Genomic DNA, 15,678 nt, shown 5'->3' with positions numbered 1-15,678 from the left:
GGAGAATCGTCAGGATGTCCCCGAAAGCCATGAACCCGCCGGTGCCCGCTGCCACCGACCCCGCGCTGATCCGCAACTTCTGCATCATCGCGCACATCGACCACGGCAAGTCGACGCTCGCCGACCGCATGCTCGGTATCACGGGTGTGGTGAGCGATCGGGACATGCGCGCGCAGTACCTCGACCGCATGGACATCGAGCGTGAGCGCGGCATCACGATCAAGAGCCAGGCCGTGCGCATGCCGTGGCAGGTCGAGGGCGCCTCGTACGCGCTCAACATGATCGACACGCCGGGTCACGTCGACTTCAGCTACGAGGTCTCGCGTTCGCTCGCTGCGTGCGAAGGTGCGATCCTCCTCGTCGACGCGGCGCAGGGCATCGAGGCCCAGACGCTCGCGAACCTCTACCTGGCGCTTGAGAACGACCTCGAGATCATCCCGGTGCTGAACAAGATCGACCTGCCGGCCGCCGAGCCCGAGAAGTACGCGAAGGAGCTCGCCGACCTCATCGGCGGTTCGCCCGACGACGTGCTGAAGGTCTCCGGCAAGACCGGAGTCGGCGTCGAGGCGCTGCTCGACCGCGTCGTCGAGCGCATTCCGGCGCCGGTCGGCAACGCGGATGCTCCGGCGCGCGCGATGATCTTCGACTCCGTCTACGACAGCTACCGCGGCGTCGTGACCTACGTGCGCATGATCGACGGACACCTGAAGCCGCGCGAGCGCATCCAGATGATGTCGACGAGGGCCACGCACGAGATCCTCGAGATCGGCGTGAGCGCCCCCGAGCCGACCCCGTCGAAGGGTCTCGGCATCGGCGAGGTCGGCTATCTCATCACCGGTGTGAAAGACGTGCGCCAGTCGAAGGTCGGCGACACGGTCACGACGGCCGCGAAGCCGGCGACCGAGGCGCTGCCCGGCTACACCGAGCCGCTGCCCATGGTCTTCTCGGGTCTCTACCCGATCGACGGCAGCGACTACCCCGAGCTCCGCGAGGCGCTCGATAAGCTGAAGCTGTCGGACGCCGCGCTCGTCTACGAGCCCGAGACTTCCGTCGCCCTCGGCTTCGGGTTCCGCTGCGGATTCCTCGGCCTCCTGCACCTCGAGATCGTGACCGAGCGCCTCGAGCGTGAGTTCGGGCTCGACCTCATCGCGACGGCCCCTTCGGTGATCTACGAGGTCACGACCGAAGACAAGAAGACCGTCACCGTCACGAACCCGAGCGAGTTCCCGACCGGGGCGAAGATCGTCGAGGTGCGCGAGCCCATGGTGCGCGCCGCGATCCTCGCGCCGAAAGACTACGTCGGCACGATCATGGAGCTCTGCCAGTCGCGTCGCGGCTCGCTCATCGGCATGGAGTACCTCGGCGAAGACCGCGTCGAGATCCGCTACAACATGCCGCTCGGCGAGATCGTCTTCGACTTCTTCGACCAGCTGAAATCGAAGACCGCCGGCTACGCCTCGCTCGACTACGAGCCCACTGGTGACCAGGCCGCCGACCTCGTGAAGGTCGACATCCTGCTGCAGGGCGAGCAGGTCGACGCGTTCAGCGCGATCGTGCACCGCGACAAGGCCTACGCCTACGGCGTGCTCATGACCGGGCGCCTCCGCGAACTCATCCCTCGCCAACAGTTCGAGGTGCCCATCCAGGCCGCGATCGGCGCCCGCATCATCGCGCGCGAGTCGATCCGTGCAATGCGAAAAGACGTGCTGGCCAAGTGCTACGGCGGCGACATCAGCCGCAAGCGCAAGCTCCTCGAGAAGCAGAAGGAGGGCAAGAAGCGCATGAAGATGGTCGGCCGCGTCGAGGTCCCCCAAGAGGCGTTCATCGCCGCGCTCTCGGGCGACGTCGAGAAGAAGGACAAGAAGTAGCCTTCGGCTGTTTCTACCTCCGGGACGCCCCCGGCGCGTACGCGCTGAGACGTTCGCGGAGCGAACCCGTGTGCAGCTCGAAGAGATGTGCGTCGTCGTCGTAGAAGTAGATCGACTCTCCCTCACCCTCCACTCGTGAGCGGGGCGGTCGCTGCTCGAGGCCGAGTTCATCGATGACCTGGTGCAGCTCGTCGAGCGAACTCGCATCGACCTGGAACGCGACGTGGTTGTACGAGCGCGGCAGCCCTCCGTCGCCCTGCATGATCGCGACCCACGTCGCCGCCGGTTCGTCGCCGACGAGGAAGAAGCGCTCCTCCGAAATCGAGAACATCTCGGCTCCGCTGTCGTACACGCGCACCGCCCCGAGCACGCGCGTGAGGATCGTCTCCATGCGGTCGAGGTCGGTGACGATGAAGGTCACGTGGCTGAGTCCGGAGCTGCCGATTCGAAGGGTGGTGTCTGCCATGCCTCCATTCTCGGCGGCCTCTACCCGGGTTCTCGACGCCGACGCCGGGTCGCGCTAGCGTGGTCGCCGCAAGTGACGAGGCGCACCGCATCGATCGGTCGCACGAACTCCGAGAGGGGCAGAGCATGGTCGGGATGCTGCGTCCAGGCGCGCTGCGGCCCGGTGACACGGTCGCCGTGGCAGCGCTGTCGGGTGGTCTCGACGCCGACGAGGAGCCGCTCTTCAGGCGCGGAGTCGCCGAGCTCGGGGGCCTCGGCTTCGACGTGAAGATCTCGCCGCTCGTCGAGATCGGGCGCCACTGGTGGTGGGGTGCCGCGACGCCGACAGAGCTCGCAAACGAGTTCAATCGGCTGCTCCGAGATCCCGAGACACGGGCGATTTTCGCCCTGACCGGCGGTCGCATGACCCTGAGCTACCTCGACCTGATCGACTATGCGGCCGTCGAGGCCGACCCGAAACCCGTCGTCGGCTTCAGCGACATCGACGCCGTGCTGCTCGCACTGCACTCGCGAACCGGCCTCGTCGGTGTGCACGGCGATCTCGTGACCTACGGGTACGGCGAGTGGCAGGAGGCCGGTGCGGAACGGCGGCAGGAGCTCGCCGACGTCTCGAGCCGCCTGCTGACGAGCACGTCACCGGTCGGCCTGCTGCCGTCCGGTCATGATTGGGATTCCTGGCGCGGTGGCCATGTCGTCGGTCCGCTGATCGGCGGCCTCCTGAACCGGCTCGTGCGCCTGCAGGCGACGCCGTTCGCGCTCTCGCCCGAACGCTTCGACGGCGCCATCCTGTTCTGGGAGGAGGTCAACACCTCGACCTCGATGATCTGGAACGACCTGCACCTGCTCCGCCACGCGGGCATTCTCGATCGCATCGCGGGCATGGTGGTCGGCCCGGTCGCCGACATCGAGGTCACCGAGGGCGGACCCGGCCTTCGAGAGATCGTGCTCGACGTGCTCGGCGACCGCGATGTACCGGTGCTCGCGAATCTCGAGATCGGCCACAACCCGCCGAACCTGCTGTTGCCGCTCGGCGTGCGCGCCCAGCTCGATGCGGATGCCGCGACCCTCTCGCTGCTCGAATCGGCCGTCGTCGAACGCTGAGCCCATGGCGATGAGTCGCCATCACCAGAGCGGACACAGGCGACCTCCGTAGAATCGAGTTCGCCTGTCGAGCCTCGATCGCACCAGACGCGCCCGCCCGACAGGCGCCGCACCACACGAAAGGCCCACGGATGACCCGCCGAAGCACCTTCACCGACCAGTCGGTCACGTACGGCGCGATCGGGGCGACCCTCGCGCCCGACCTCCTCCGTTACCCGCCGGCCGGCTACCGCCCGTCGGAAGACGCGGTGCGCCTCGGCTCGGGCCTCGAACGCTTCGAGCGCGCCGCGGAGGCGCTCATGACGTGGGGCATCCAGCGCGGCTCGGGCTTCGAGGTCGCCGACATCTCCACCGGCACGGGTGCCCAGTACCCGGGCATCGTCTACGACGCCGAGGGCGCGCCCCTCGCCGACCAGCCGGCACCGCGCATCGAGGAGCGGTTCGGCGCCGACGGCACGCCGTATATCGCCCCCGGGATGACCGCGACGCTCGAGCGCAAGAAGCGGTTCGGCACCGAGAAGACCCCCGTGCTCATCGTCTACGTCATCGACGAGCCGCAGCGCCTCGGCTTCGCCTACGGCACGACCGGCGACGGCCCCGAGAGCGGCGAGGAGTCCTTCATCGTCGAGCACCGCGACGACGACACCGTGTGGCTCACGATCCGTTCGATCTTCGCGACGACGGGCGTCACCGCGCCGATGCAGCGCAAGCGTCGCCGTGAGCTCACCCGCCTCGAACTGCGGGCGCTGCACCCCGCCGGCGGCGTCTAGTCGTGGGATCCGCCCTGCCCCTCGGCGACCCCGCGCCGGCCGACGGGCTCCTGCCGGCCTCCGCCGCCGTCGGCGCAGACGACCGCGCGTTCGGCGTCTACCTGCACGTGCCGTTCTGCCGAGTGCGCTGCGGGTACTGCGACTTCAACACCTACACGTCCGACGAGCTGCGAGGTGCGCGCCAGGTCGACTACGCCGACCACGCGATCGCAGAGGTCCGGATGTCGCGGCAGATGCTCGAGGCATCCGCTCTGCCTGCTCGCCCGGCGTCGACCGTCTTCTTCGGCGGCGGCACGCCGACACTGCTGCCGGCCGACGACCTCGTGCGCATGCTCGGCGCCATCCGTGACGAGTTCGGGTTCGTACCTGGCGCCGAGGTGACGACCGAGGCGAACCCCGACTCGGTCGGGCCCGACGATCTCGTGCGCCTGGCCGAGGGCGGCTTCACTCGCGTGTCGTTCGGCATGCAGTCCGCCGTGCCGCACGTGCTCGCGGCGCTCGATCGCACGCACGACCCGGCGCGGGTGCCGCTCGTCGTACGCTGGGCGCGCGACGCCGGCCTCGATGTGAGCCTCGACCTGATCTACGGCACGCCGGGGGAGTCGATCGACGACTGGCGCCGCAGCGTCGAGGCCGTCGTCGCCGAGCGACCCGACCACGTGAGCGCCTACGCGCTCATCGTGGAGGACGGCACCAAGCTCGCGAGGCAGATCCGCCGCGGCGAGCTCGCGCAGCCCGACGACGACCTCGAGGCCGACATGTACGAGCTGGCCGACGACCTGCTCGCCTCGGCCGGCTACGAATGGTACGAGGTCAGCAACTGGGCGACGGATGCCTCGCACCGGTCACGGCACAACCTCGGCTACTGGCGCGGGGACGACTGGTGGGGCGTGGGCCCCGGTGCGCACAGCCATGTCGGCGGCGTGCGCTGGTGGAACGCGAAGCACCCCTCGGCGTACGCCGATCGGGTGACCGCGGGCGTCTCGCCCGCGGTCGGTCGCGAGACGCTCGACGGCCCGACTCGTGAGGTCGAGCGCGTGCTGCTCCTCACGCGCATTCGCGAGGGCATCGAGATCGCGAGCCTGCACGCCGCCGGCCGCCACGCGGTCGCAGGACTCATGGCTGACGGCCTGGTGGACGCGAAAGCCGCCCTCTCGGGAGTGGTGACACTCACCAGGAGAGGGCGGCTGCTCGCGGACGCCGTGGTGCGGCGTCTGCTCGACGATGCGTCGGAGCTCAGCTCACGAACTTGATCGAGAGCGGGTAGGTGTAGGGCTGGCCCTGGTTGGCCTTCACCGCGGCGATGATGCTGAAGACGATCGTGACGACCGCGACTGCGATCAGGATGAAGATGCCGATCACGATGAACGTGGTGATGATGCCGACCACGTAGGCGATCGCCATCGTGATCTGGAAGTTCAGCGCGGTCGCGGTGTGCGCACGCACGAACGGGCCCTTGTCCTTCAGGATCAGGTAGCCGACGAGCGCGGGCACGAAGCTGAAGAAGATGCCGCCGATGTGGATCAGCGTCGCCCAGAGCTTCTCGTCGGAGGGGTTCAGCTGCGAGCCGCCCTGCTGGTAGGGGTTCGACGGCGGCGGGGGAGGCGGGGTGGCGTCGGACATGATGTCTCCTTGGTCGGCTCGCGCGGAGGCGAGATTTCGGTCTCGTCGCCCGATGGGCGAAGGTCGAGGCTCTCTCATGCTGGCACAGCAGGGCGCGCCGGGTGAAGAATTCGCCCGGCGCGCTCGCTGGCGGCCGGTTACTTGATGAGGCGGATGGCGAACGGGTAGCGGTAGTGCTGGCCGTCCTTCGCCTTCAGGAAGGCGATGATCGAGAAGACGACGCTCACGATCCAAGCTGCCCAGACGATGAAGGCGCCGATCAGGATCACGGTGAGGATCGAGCCCATGATGTAGGCGAAGACGATCGTGATCTGGAAGTTCAGTGCTTCCTTCGCCTCGGCGTTGGTGAACGAGCCGCGGTCTTTGAAGACGAGCCAGATGATGAGCGACGGAAGGAATCCGACGATGCCGCCGAGGTGGGCGAAGGAGGCCCACTGCACGTCCTGCTCCTGCGAGAGGGGTTCGGCGGCGACCGGCTGCGGTGCACCGGCGGGGGCGCCCTGCGGCGGAGCGGGCGGCGTCGGGCGGCCGTCGGCGTCGGGGCTGGAAGCGTTGGGATCGGTCATGGGGCGTGCCTTTCAGGGGGCTCTCAGATGAACCGCATCTCGCGCGACGGGGGTCGCTGCAAAGGGGGTGACTCGCGGGGGATACCCATAAGCTAGCGCCGCGCCACACGGCTGGCAACGGCGGTGTCACGGTATGGCGCGATATGATTAGCACTCACTCAGAACGAGTGCTAAGCGATGGAGGGAAGCGAGGGCCATGGTCTCCGAACGCAGCCTCGCCGTCCTGCGCGCGATCGTGCAGGACTACGTCGCGTCCCGTGAACCCGTCGGCTCCAAGTCGATCGTCGAGCGGCACGCCTTCGGCGTCTCCGCGGCGACGATCCGCAACGACATGGCGCTGCTCGAAGAGGAGGAGCTGATCGCAGCTCCCCACACGTCGTCGGGCCGCATCCCCACCGACAAGGGTTACCGCGTCTTCGTCGACCAGCTCACCGACGTGCGCCCGCTGAGCGGGGCCCAGCGGCAGGCGATCGAGACCTTCCTCGGCGAATCGAGCGACCTCGACGAGCTGCTCGCGCGCACGGTTCGACTCATCGCACAGCTCACCAATCAGCTCGCGGTCGTGCAGTACCCGAGCTTCGGCAGTGCGCGTGTGCGCCATGTCGAACTCATCGCGCTCGCTCCCGAGCGCGTGCTCTGCATCCTGATCACCGACTCCGGCCAGGTCGAGCAGCGCCTCGCCGAGCTCGAGGAGCCGGTCGACGAGCAGACGCTCGGCGATCTGCGTGTGCGGTTGAACGAGATCGCGGGCGGCCGAGCGATGGCGGATGCCGCGGACGCGCTGTCGGGCGAGCTCGACAACGTCGACCCGCGCCACGCCGCGGTGCTGCACACGCTCGCCGTCACCCTCGCCGAGCAGGCGCGAGCCCAGCGGCAGGATCGCCTCGTGGTCGCCGGCGCGGCGAACCTCGTGCGCACCGAGCAGGACTTCGCCGGGTCGATCCTCGGCGTGATCGAGGCCATCGAAGAGCAAGTGGTGCTGCTGAAGCTCTTCGGCGAGATGGCGACCGACGAGCACGCCGTCACGGTGCGCATCGGTCGCGAGAACGCCTCGTTCGGCCTCGGTGAGACCTCGGTCGTCTCGAGCGCCTTCGCGATCCCGGGCCGCGACATCTCGCGCCTCGGCATCGTCGGACCCACCCGCATGGACTACTCCCACAGCATGGCGGCCGTTCGCGCCGTCGCCCGTTACCTCTCCCGAACGCTCGGCGAGAACTGAACCCGCCGTCCGTCGCTCGCGACCGGCATCCGGCAATCGAAAGGACAAGCCCTCCGTGGCCGACCACTACGAGGTCCTCGGCGTCTCCCACGACGCAACCCCCGACGAGATCAAGAAGGCGTACCGCCGTCTCGCCCGTGAACTCCACCCCGACGTGAACCCGGGGGCCGAGGCATCCGAGCGCTTCAAGTCGGTCACGCACGCCTACGACGTGCTCTCCGACCCGAAGCAGCGTCAGCAGTACGACCTCGGCGACCAGGGCGGCTTCGGCGGTGGCCAGAACTTCGGCGGCTTCGGCGACATCTTCGAGACCTTCTTCGGGGCGGGACAGCAGACCCGCGGGCCGCGTTCGCGCCGTGAGCGCGGCCAGGATGCGCTGCTGCGCGTCGAGGTCGGCCTCGACGAGGTCATCTTCGGCACGCACCGCGACATCGAGGTCGACACCGCGGTGACGTGCGAGACGTGCCACGGCTCGTGCTGCCAGCCGGGCACCTCACCCGTCACGTGCGACATCTGCCACGGCACCGGCTCGATTCAGCGCTCGGTGCGCTCGCTCCTCGGCAACGTCATGACCTCAAGTCCCTGCGGCACCTGCCGGGGCTACGGCACCGTCATCGCGACGCCGTGCGTGACGTGCCAGGGGCAGGGCCGCGTGCGCGCGCGTCGCACTGTTCCGGTAGACATCCCCGCGGGCGTGGACACCGGCGTGCGCCTGCAGATGCCGGGCTCGGGCGAGGCCGGCCCCGCCGGCGGCCCCAACGGCGATCTCTACCTCGAGATCAAGGTCAAGAACCACGACGTCTTCAGCCGCAACGGCGACGACCTGCTGTGCACGCTCGAGGTCTCGATGACCGATGCGATCCTCGGCACGCACGCGACGGTCGCCGCACTCGACGGCGACGTCGAGGTCGAGCTCAAGGCCGGCCTCCAGAGCGGCGAGATCCTCACGGTGAAAGACCGAGGCGTCTCGCGCCTGCGTGGCTCGGGCCGCGGCGACCTCAAGGTCGGCATCCAGGTGGTCACGCCGACGAAGCTCTCGTCGAAGGAACGCGATCTCATGCAGCAGTTCGCCGCCTCGAAGAAGGCGCCCGCGCCCGAGCTCAGCCACTTCCAGCAGGGCATCTTCGCCCGCCTGCGCGACCGGTTCCTCGGCTAGGCGGATGCCGCGGTGAGCCACCTCTACCTCGACGAGACGCTCGATCTCGCAGCCGTCGCCCCCGGCGCGACCGTGGCGCTCTCGGGCGACGAGGCGCGCCACGCGGTCACCGTCTCGCGCGTGCGGGCGGGTGAGCGCATCGCGATCGGCGACGGACGCGGCACGCTCGTGCACGGCGTCGTCGCCTCGACGGGCGCCCGGGAGCTCGAACTGACCGTCGACGAGGTGCTCGTCGAAGAGGCGGCGACCCCGCGCATCACCCTCGTGCAGGCGCTCGCGAAGGGCGACCGCGACGAGCTCGCCGTGCAGGCCGCGACCGAGCTCGGCGTCGACGCGATCGTGCCGTGGGCGGCGAGCCGCTCGGTCTCCCGCTGGGAGGGGCCGAAGGCCGAGAAGGGCCGCCAGCGCTGGGCGACCATCGTGCGTGAGGCGGTCAAGCAGTCGATCCGCGCCTGGCTGCCGGTGGTCGCGCCCGTCACGACGACGGCGCAGCTCACCGAGCGCCTCGAAGGCCAGCGGATGCTGCTGCTCGAGCCGACCGCCACGGCGCTGCTCACCGACATCCGACCGGATGGCCGTGATCTCGCACTCGTCGTCGGCCCCGAAGGCGGCATCTCGCCGGCCGAGATCGAGCGGCTCACGGCATCCGGCGCCGAACCCGTGCGGCTCGGGGCATCGGTGCTGCGCACGTCGACGGCGGGGCCCGCCGCGATCGCCGTGCTGAACGCCGCGCTCGGGCGGTGGTGAGGCATCCGTCGCTACGATGGAGTCATGACCGAGTCCCGCGCAGAACCGACCCTCTTCGAGCGCATCGCCGCCCGTGAGATCCCCGCGCGCCTCGTCGCCGAGACCGAACGGGTCATCGCGTTCCACGACATCGCGCCGAAGGCGCCGGTGCACGTCGTCGTGACGCCGAAGTCGGGTGACTACCGCGACGTCGTCGAGCTCGCCGCCGGCGACCCCGGTCTGCTCGCCGAACTCGTCGAGGTCGCGCAGGGCGTGGCCAACGATCTCGCCGACGGCCAGTTCCGCCTCGTCTTCAACACCGGAGCCGCCGCGGGCCAGACGATCTTCCACGTGCACGCGCACGTCTTGGCCGGCGGTCTCGAGGAGGCCACGCTTGCCGGAGACTGATCCGATCGACGACCGCGCCGCGGCCGACCGCCCAGCCGCGGAGGCCGTCACGGCCGACGAGGAGCGGCTCACCATCGACGGCATCGCCATGGTGCGACTCCTCGGCCCGCAGGATCGCCTGCTCGCGCAGGTGCAGCGCGAGTACCCCGGTGTCGAGGTGCACGTGCGCGGCAACGAGATCGCGATCCGCGGTGACGCCGACGGGCGCATGCACGTGCGCCGACTCATCGAAGAACTGCTCGAGCTCGTACGCGCCGGGCAGGATCCGACACCCACCGAAGTGAGGAGCTCGGCCCGAATGCTCGATGCCGATTCCAATTCCAAGCCGTCCGAACTGCTCGGGCAGGTCATCGTCTCGAGCCGGGGCAAGACGATCCGGCCGAAGACCGAGGGTCAGCGCCGCTACGTCGACGCGATCGACGAGCACACCATCGTGTTCGGCATCGGGCCCGCGGGTACCGGCAAGACCTATCTCGCGATGGCGAAGGCCGTGCAGGCGCTGCAGCGCAAAGAGGTCAGCCGCATCATCCTGACTCGCCCCGCGGTCGAGGCGGGCGAGCGGCTGGGCTTCCTGCCCGGCACGCTCACCGACAAGATCGACCCGTACCTGCGGCCGCTCTACGACGCGCTCAACGAGATGATGGACCCCGAACTCGTGCCGAAGCTGCTCGCCTCGGGCACCGTCGAGGTCGCACCGCTCGCGTACATGCGCGGCCGCACGCTCAACGACTCCTTCGTCGTGCTCGACGAGGCGCAGAACACGACGCCCGAGCAGATGAAGATGTTCCTCACGCGCCTGGGCTTCGGCTCGCGCATGGTCGTCACGGGCGACATCACCCAGGTCGACCTGCCGACAGGCGCCAGCGGCCTGCGGCTCGTGACGCGCATCCTCGACCACGTCGACGACATCGAATTCGTGCGACTGACGAGCGACGACGTCGTGCGGCACACTCTCGTCGGCCGCATCGTCGACGCCTACACCGACTACGACCAGCGCCAGCAGGCGCAACGATTCGAGCGCGACCAGGCGCGAGAGTTCGCCAATCGCGCAGAACGGCGCGGCGCCGGCCCCCGCGACCACCTGCCGAGGAAGGGCAAGGCATGAGCATCGAGATCAACAACGAGTCGGCGATCGAGGTCGACGAGGCCGCGATCCAGCGGCTCGCCGTCTACGCGCTCGACGCGATGCACGTGCACCCCGACGCCGAGATCGCCATCGTGCTCGTCGACGAGGGCGCCATGGAGCAGCTGCACGTGCAGTGGATGGACGAGCCCGGCCCGACCGACGTGCTGAGCTTCCCGATGGACGAGCTGCGCCCCGGCACCGATGACGCGCCGACGCCGGCCGGCCTGCTCGGCGACATCGTGCTCTGCCCGCAGGTCGCCGAGTCCCAGGCGCGCACGGCGGGCCATCAGCTCATCGACGAACTGCTGCTGCTGACCACCCACGGCATCCTCCACCTGCTCGGGTTCGACCACGCCGAGCCCGACGAAGAGAAGGAGATGTTCGGCGTGCAGCGCGACATCCTCGTCGGATTCTCCATGCAGGAGCGACGCCGCTGACCATGCAGCCCTGGCTCTTCCTCGGTGCGGCCTTCGTGCTCGTCGCCTTCGGCGGTCTCATGGCCGCCGTCGACTCGGCGATCGCCTCGAGCTCCCGCGCCGACGTGACCGAGCTCGCGTTCGAATCCCGCGCCCGGCGCTCGCTGCTCGCGATCGCCGATGACACCGGCGCCCACGTCAACGCCGTGAACTTCGTGCGCATCATCGCCGAGACGACGGCCGCGGTGCTCGTGACGCTCGCGTTCGCGTCATTCCTCGACAACGTGTGGCTCGTGCTGTTGTACTCGGCGCTCATCATGACGGCCGTCTCCTTCGTGCTCGTGGGCGCGAGCCCGCGCAGCGTCGGCCGGGTGAACGCCGAGGCGGTGCTCCGTTTCACCGCGCCGCTCGTGCACTTCCTGCGCGTGCTGCTCGGCCCGCTCGCCGGCGCCCTCGTCTCGCTCGGCAACCGCGTGACGCCCGGGCGCATCCGCTTCGCCGGCGTCTCGAGCGAAGAGCAGCTGCTCAGCATGGTCGACGAGGCGACCGAGTTCGAGGTGCTCGAAGAGGGCGACCGAGAGCTCATCCACTCGATCTTCGAGTTCAACGACACCGTCGTGCGCGAGGTCATGGTGCCGCGCACCGACATGGTCACGATCGAGGCGGCCGCCCACCTGCAGCAGGCGATGGCGCTGTTCCTGAAAGAGGGCTATTCGCGCATCCCGGTGGTCGAGCGCGACGCCGACGACGTGACGGGCGTGCTGTACCTCCGCGACCTTGCACGCCTCGGCTTCGAGCGCCCGCTCGACGCCGAAGGGCTCACTGTCGGTGAGCTCGTACGCCCCGCGCTCTTCGTACCCGATTCGATGAAGGCAGACGCGCTCCTGCGGCAGATGCAGCTCGAGTCCAACCACCTCGCGATGGTGGTCGACGAGTACGGCGGCATCGCGGGCCTCGTCACCCTCGAAGACGTGATCGAAGAGCTCGTCGGTGACATCTCCGACGAGTACGACCGTGAGGCGGCGCAGGTCGAAGACCTCGGCGGCGGGCGATTCCGAGTGAACGCGCGCCTGCCGATCGACGAGCTCGGCGAGCTCTTCGGACTCGACATCGAAGACGAAGACGTCGACTCGGCGGGCGGGCTGCTCGCGAAGGAGCTCGGGCGTCTCGCCCAGTCCGGCGAGCGGGTCACCGTTTCCGGGCTCGTGCTCGAGGCCGAGCGCACCGAAGGACGACGCAAGCGCATCTCGACGATCCTCGTCGAGCGCGACCAGGCGCTCATCGACGTGCAGAGCGCGTTCGAGTCGGGCGACACCGATGGAAGGAACTCCCGTGGCTGAGTATCATGCCGGATTCGTCTCGTTCGTGGGGCGGCCGAACGTCGGCAAGTCGACGCTCACGAACGCCCTCGTCGGCGAGAAGGTCGCGATCACGAGTTCGAAGCCGCAGACGACGCGCCGCGCCATCCGGGGCATCGTGCACCGAGAGCACGGGCAGATCATCCTCGTCGACACGCCGGGCCTGCACCGTCCGCGCACGCTCCTCGGCGAGCGCCTGAACTCGCTCGTGCAGTCGACCCTCGGCGACGTCGACGTCATCGCGTTCTGCGTGCCGGCGAACGAGCCGATCGGCCCTGGCGACCGCTACATCAACGAGCAGCTCGAGCAGTATCCGCGGGCCAAGAAGGTCGCAATCGTCACGAAGACGGATGCCGCGTCGAAGTCGAAGATCGCCGAGCACCTGCTGGCGGTCTCCGAGCTCCGCGAGTGGGCGGCGATCATCCCCGTCAGTGCGCCGCAGGGCGAGCAGCTCGACGTGCTCGTCGACGAACTGATGGCCCTCCTGCCCGAGTCCGAGCAGCCGTTGTATCCGGCCGAGACCCTGACCGACGAAGACACCAGCGAGCGCATCGCGGAGTTCATCCGCGAGGCGGCGCTCGAGGGAGTCTCCGACGAGCTGCCGCACTCCATCGCGGTCACGGTCGACGACATGGTCGAGCGCGAAGACAAAGACCTGCTCGAGATCTACGCGAACCTCTACGTCGAGCGCGACAGCCAGAAGGGGATCATCATCGGCAAGGGCGGTTCGCGACTGCGCGAGGTCGGCACGACCGCCCGCGCGCAGATCGAGGGACTGCTCGGTCGCAAGGTGCACCTGGCGCTGCACGTGAAGGTCGCGAAGGAATGGCAGCGCGACCCGAAGCAGCTCGGCCGACTCGGCTTCTGAGCGTTCGGGGTCCGGTGCGCCCAGACGTACGACTCGAGGATGATTCCGCGCTTCCGCTGAGCCCCGCCGGCGCCCGAGCGCGTACGGTGGATCGGTGCCCATGACCATCAGCCGCGCGAAGCTCACGACCGACATCGTGCTCGCCGTCGTGTTCGGGTTCGTGTGCATGCCGTTCGCGGTGCTCGGCGAGTTGGCCGACATCATCGCCCTCCTCGCCTTCTCCGCGGCGCTCGCGATGCGCCGGGCATCGCCCGGGTGGTCCCTCGGCCTCGCCTGGGGCGGGGCGCTCGTTCAGATGTTGTGGCTGCGTGACCTGCAGTTGTACGACGTCGCCGTGATCGGGGTGCTGTACTCGACGGCGGCGCACGGCGGGCGACTCGTCAAGTGGCTGGGCCTCGCCTCGGCCGGCGTCGGCGCCCTGATCGCGACCGGATACCTCGCGGTCGTGAAGCCGCTCATCGACAACGCCGGATTCGCCGGCCCGCAGGACACCGTCAGCATGGTCGTGCTGACCCTCGTGCTCTTCGTCGCCTCCATCGCACTGCTGGTGCTCTCGTGGACGGCCGGGCTCCTCGTGCGCTCGGTTCGTGACACACGCGAGGTGCGCCGCCGTGAGGAGGCCGCGAATCGCGAGCGCGAACTCGTCGAGTACCGCTACGTCGTCGAGCAGGAGCGCAACCGCATCGCGCGCGACATGCACGACGTCGTGGCGCACTCGCTCGCGGTCGTGATCGCGCAGGCCGACGGTGCACGATTCGCCGCGCCGACCCGGCCCGAGGCGGCCGTCGACGCGCTCGGCACGATCGCAGGCGTGGCCCGCGGGGCGCTCGGCGACGTACGCCTGCTCCTCGCCGAACTGCGGCACGACGAGGCAGGGGCACCGCAGCCCGTGCTCGACGACCTCGACGGCCTGCTCGCGCAGGTGCGCGCCGCCGGACTCGACCTCCGCTTCACCGAGACCGGCGAGCGGCTGCCGCTCGGCACCGGTCACCAGATCGCGGTCTACCGCATCGCACAGGAGGGTCTCACGAATGCGCTTCGCCACGGCGACGTCACCGAACCCGTCCACCTCGGGCTGGCCTGGGACGCCGAGGGCGTCACGGTCTCGCTCGTGAACGCGAGGCGAGCGGATGCCGCCGCACCCGATTCGCACGCATTCCGGCACGGTATCCCGGGCATGCGCGAACGGGCGCAGCTCGCCGGCGGCACGCTCCTCGTTGAGGCCGGCGCCGACGCGATGTTCCGCGTGACCGCGCGCATCCCGGCGCAGGCGGGAAGGCCCGCATGAGCGGCATCCGCGTCGCCCTCGTCGACGACCAGGCCCTGTTCCGTGCCGGCGTGCGCATGCTCGTCGAGTCGCAGCCCGACCTCGAGGTCGTGGGGGAGGCGAGCGACGGCGGGGCCGCCGTCGACCTCGCGCGTCGTGAGCGCCCCGACGTCGTGCTCATGGACGTGCGCATGCCCGTGCAGGACGGCATCGCGGCGACGGAGCAGATCATCGCCGCGGCCGACCGCGACGGCGTGGCCGCGCCGCGCATCCTCGTGCTCACGACCTTCGACCTCGACGAGAATGCGGCGCGAGCCATTCGCGCCGGCGCGAGCGGCTTCGTGCTGAAGGACGCCGACCCCGAGTTCCTGCTCGCGGCGATCCGCACCGTGCACCAGGGCAACCAGGTGATCGCGGCTGCGGCGACGCGCGCGCTCTTCGCGCACGTGGGCCGGGGGAGCGGCAGGCGCCCGGCGCCGGCGGCCTGGTCCGAGCTGACGCCCCGCGAACGCGAGATCTTCGCCCTGGCCGCGCGGGGCCTCAGCAACGGCGAGATCGCGGCATCCGAGTTCCTGTCGGAGGCGACCGTGAAGACGCACGTGAGCCGCATCCTCGCCAAGCTCGGGCTCCGCGACCGCGTGCAGCTCGTCGTCTTCGCCTACGAGCACGAGCTCCCGACCGAGTAGGCGCGCCGGCGGCCAGGCCGCAGGTCATCCTGCAGGATGACGGCGAACCATCCAA

The 15,678-nt window shown here is 69.4% G+C and carries 17 protein-coding genes; 14 read left to right on the top strand and 3 right to left on the bottom strand.

Going from position 1 to position 15,678, the window contains the following annotated elements; all coding sequences use genetic code 11:
• Positions 1-14 precede the first annotated feature (14 nt).
• Positions 15-1,868: a translation elongation factor 4 gene (gene lepA, locus VPH61_RS14545; RefSeq protein ID WP_332064226.1), complete on the top strand. Its 1,854-nt coding sequence runs from the start codon at positions 15-17 to the stop codon at positions 1,866-1,868.
• A 13-nt stretch (positions 1,869-1,881) separates the two neighbouring features.
• Here the strand turns inward: lepA and fosX are convergent, their stop codons facing one another.
• A complete protein-coding gene (gene fosX, locus VPH61_RS14540; RefSeq protein WP_332064225.1) occupies positions 1,882-2,334 on the bottom strand; it encodes a FosX/FosE/FosI family fosfomycin resistance hydrolase in 453 nt (150 codons plus the stop codon).
• A 134-nt stretch (positions 2,335-2,468) separates the two neighbouring features.
• Here fosX and VPH61_RS14535 point away from each other — a divergent pair, with 134 nt between their 5' ends.
• The 3 genes from VPH61_RS14535 (at position 2,469) to hemW (ending at position 5,457) form a co-directional block, all read left to right on the top strand.
• A complete protein-coding gene (locus VPH61_RS14535; protein WP_332064224.1) occupies positions 2,469-3,434 on the top strand; it encodes a S66 peptidase family protein in 966 nt (321 codons plus the stop codon).
• Positions 3,435-3,565: 131 nt separating this feature from the next.
• The gene (locus VPH61_RS14530) at positions 3,566-4,204 is read left to right on the top strand and encodes a DUF1990 family protein (RefSeq protein ID WP_332064223.1); all 639 of its coding nucleotides are present in this window, start codon (positions 3,566-3,568) and stop codon (positions 4,202-4,204) included.
• 2 nt (positions 4,205-4,206) lie between these two features.
• Positions 4,207-5,457: a radical SAM family heme chaperone HemW gene (gene hemW, locus VPH61_RS14525; RefSeq protein WP_332064222.1), complete on the top strand. Its 1,251-nt coding sequence runs from the start codon at positions 4,207-4,209 to the stop codon at positions 5,455-5,457.
• Here the strand turns inward: hemW and VPH61_RS14520 are convergent.
• Positions 5,441-5,827, bottom strand: a complete 387-nt coding sequence (locus VPH61_RS14520; protein ID WP_332064221.1) for a DUF4870 domain-containing protein — start codon at positions 5,825-5,827, stop codon at positions 5,441-5,443. The genes hemW and VPH61_RS14520 overlap by 17 nt on opposite strands.
• A 137-nt stretch (positions 5,828-5,964) precedes the next feature.
• Entirely contained in the window at positions 5,965-6,393 is a 429-nt protein-coding gene (locus tag VPH61_RS14515; RefSeq protein ID WP_332064220.1) for a DUF4870 domain-containing protein, read from the bottom strand.
• 196 nt (positions 6,394-6,589) lie between these two features.
• On the opposite strand from VPH61_RS14515, the gene hrcA reads away from it, so the two are divergent.
• The 10 genes from hrcA to VPH61_RS14465 all read left to right on the top strand — a co-directional run bounded on the left by hrcA (position 6,590) and on the right by VPH61_RS14465 (position 15,623).
• The gene (hrcA, locus tag VPH61_RS14510) at positions 6,590-7,612 is read left to right on the top strand and encodes a heat-inducible transcriptional repressor HrcA (protein ID WP_332064219.1); all 1,023 of its coding nucleotides are present in this window, start codon (positions 6,590-6,592) and stop codon (positions 7,610-7,612) included.
• A gap of 55 nt (positions 7,613-7,667) precedes the next feature.
• Complete coding sequence (gene dnaJ, locus VPH61_RS14505) at positions 7,668-8,768, top strand: molecular chaperone DnaJ (protein WP_332064218.1); 1,101 nt, start codon at positions 7,668-7,670, stop codon at positions 8,766-8,768.
• Positions 8,769-8,780: 12 nt separating this feature from the next.
• Entirely contained in the window at positions 8,781-9,515 is a 735-nt protein-coding gene (locus VPH61_RS14500) for a 16S rRNA (uracil(1498)-N(3))-methyltransferase (RefSeq protein ID WP_332064217.1), read from the top strand.
• A 24-nt stretch (positions 9,516-9,539) separates the two neighbouring features.
• Positions 9,540-9,902, top strand: a complete 363-nt coding sequence (locus VPH61_RS14495; protein WP_332064216.1) for an HIT domain-containing protein — start codon at positions 9,540-9,542, stop codon at positions 9,900-9,902.
• A gap of 88 nt (positions 9,903-9,990) precedes the next feature.
• Positions 9,991-11,007 carry a PhoH family protein gene (locus tag VPH61_RS14490; RefSeq protein ID WP_332064409.1) on the top strand — a complete coding sequence of 339 codons (1,017 nt, stop codon included), beginning with the start codon at positions 9,991-9,993 and terminating at the stop codon, positions 11,005-11,007.
• Entirely contained in the window at positions 11,004-11,465 is a 462-nt protein-coding gene (gene ybeY / locus VPH61_RS14485; protein ID WP_332064215.1) for an rRNA maturation RNase YbeY, read from the top strand. Before VPH61_RS14490 ends, ybeY begins: the two co-directional genes overlap by 4 nt.
• 2 nt (positions 11,466-11,467) lie before the next feature.
• Positions 11,468-12,784 carry a hemolysin family protein gene (locus tag VPH61_RS14480; protein WP_332064214.1) on the top strand — a complete coding sequence of 439 codons (1,317 nt, stop codon included), beginning with the start codon at positions 11,468-11,470 and terminating at the stop codon, positions 12,782-12,784.
• Entirely contained in the window at positions 12,762-13,670 is a 909-nt protein-coding gene (gene era / locus VPH61_RS14475) for a GTPase Era (RefSeq protein WP_332064213.1), read from the top strand. The genes VPH61_RS14480 and era overlap by 23 nt, the downstream gene beginning before the upstream one ends.
• 100 nt (positions 13,671-13,770) lie before the next feature.
• Entirely contained in the window at positions 13,771-14,958 is a 1,188-nt protein-coding gene (locus VPH61_RS14470) for a sensor histidine kinase (RefSeq protein ID WP_332064212.1), read from the top strand.
• A complete protein-coding gene (locus VPH61_RS14465) occupies positions 14,955-15,623 on the top strand; it encodes a response regulator transcription factor (RefSeq protein ID WP_332064211.1) in 669 nt (222 codons plus the stop codon). The genes VPH61_RS14470 and VPH61_RS14465 overlap by 4 nt, the downstream gene beginning before the upstream one ends.
• Positions 15,624-15,678 lie beyond the last annotated feature (55 nt).

The sequence above is a fragment of the Agromyces sp. CCNWLW203 genome, from assembly GCF_036576125.1.
GTDB lineage: Bacteria > Actinomycetota > Actinomycetes > Actinomycetales > Microbacteriaceae > Agromyces.
The sequence above is the reverse complement of the archived record's forward strand: the minus strand, read 5'-3'. Positions and strand labels throughout refer to the sequence as shown.

Coding starts and splice junctions, on each gene's coding strand:
- lepA (WP_332064226.1), top strand. CDS start 15: ATGTCCCCGAAAGCCATGAACCCGCCGGTGCCCGCTGCCACCGACCCC.
- fosX (WP_332064225.1), bottom strand. CDS start 2,334: ATGGCAGACACCACCCTTCGAATCGGCAGCTCCGGACTCAGCCACGTG.
- VPH61_RS14535 (WP_332064224.1), top strand. CDS start 2,469: ATGCTGCGTCCAGGCGCGCTGCGGCCCGGTGACACGGTCGCCGTGGCA.
- VPH61_RS14530 (WP_332064223.1), top strand. CDS start 3,566: ATGACCCGCCGAAGCACCTTCACCGACCAGTCGGTCACGTACGGCGCG.
- VPH61_RS14520 (WP_332064221.1), bottom strand. CDS start 5,827: ATGTCCGACGCCACCCCGCCTCCCCCGCCGCCGTCGAACCCCTACCAG.
- VPH61_RS14515 (WP_332064220.1), bottom strand. CDS start 6,393: ATGACCGATCCCAACGCTTCCAGCCCCGACGCCGACGGCCGCCCGACG.
- hrcA (WP_332064219.1), top strand. CDS start 6,590: ATGGTCTCCGAACGCAGCCTCGCCGTCCTGCGCGCGATCGTGCAGGAC.
- VPH61_RS14495 (WP_332064216.1), top strand. CDS start 9,540: ATGACCGAGTCCCGCGCAGAACCGACCCTCTTCGAGCGCATCGCCGCC.
- VPH61_RS14490 (WP_332064409.1), top strand. CDS start 9,991: ATGGTGCGACTCCTCGGCCCGCAGGATCGCCTGCTCGCGCAGGTGCAG.
- ybeY (WP_332064215.1), top strand. CDS start 11,004: ATGAGCATCGAGATCAACAACGAGTCGGCGATCGAGGTCGACGAGGCC.
- VPH61_RS14480 (WP_332064214.1), top strand. CDS start 11,468: ATGCAGCCCTGGCTCTTCCTCGGTGCGGCCTTCGTGCTCGTCGCCTTC.
- era (WP_332064213.1), top strand. CDS start 12,762: ATGGAAGGAACTCCCGTGGCTGAGTATCATGCCGGATTCGTCTCGTTC.
- VPH61_RS14470 (WP_332064212.1), top strand. CDS start 13,771: ATGACCATCAGCCGCGCGAAGCTCACGACCGACATCGTGCTCGCCGTC.
- VPH61_RS14465 (WP_332064211.1), top strand. CDS start 14,955: ATGAGCGGCATCCGCGTCGCCCTCGTCGACGACCAGGCCCTGTTCCGT.